The following is a 584-nucleotide window of genomic DNA, read 5'->3' as shown; positions in this document are numbered from 1 at the left end:
GTGTTGACGTTGCGGCGGTCCTGCTCGAACACCTGCTGACGCAGGCTTTCGGTGTTGATCAGGTTGCCGTTGTGGGCCAGCGCGATGCCGTAMGGCGAATTGACGTAGAACGGCTGCGCYTCGTCCATGCCTTCGGAGCCGGCGGTCGGGTAGCGCACGTGGGCGATGCCGACACGGCCTTCCAGGGTGGACATGCGCTTGGCATCGAACACATCGCGGACCAGCCCGTTGGCCTTCTGCACGCGCAGGCGGGTGCCGTCGGCGGTGGCGATGCCGGCCGCGTCCTGGCCRCGATGCTGGAGGACGGTCAGGCCGTCATACAACTGCCCGGCGACGTTCTGATTGCCGACGATTCCGACGATGCCACACATGGTGCGAATCTCCGCTGGGCTGCGCCCATTTACTGTGAAGGTGGCCGTGCCTGGCCGGGGGACCCTTTCCGTGCCGGATCGGGTTGGTCCGGGCGCACGAGCGCCGGATCGGTGTTCTGGGGGGAACCGGGCGTGGCGCTGCGCGCCCATACGTCAGCCGGATCGCCCGCCGGTTGCGGGGTTTCATCGACGGGTCGCGGCCATCCACGTCCC

General features: G+C 68.0%; 1 pseudogene. It reads right to left on the bottom strand.

Going from position 1 to position 584, the window contains the following annotated elements:
• Positions 1–371 (bottom strand): annotated as a pseudogene (locus tag ACXJKJ_RS31410) (amidophosphoribosyltransferase); the annotation flags it as partial.
• Positions 372–584 lie beyond the last annotated feature (213 nt).

It is taken from the genome of Roseateles sp. P5_E1 (assembly GCF_054049335.1).
The sequence above is the reverse complement of the archived record's forward strand: the minus strand, read 5'-3'. Positions and strand labels throughout refer to the sequence as shown.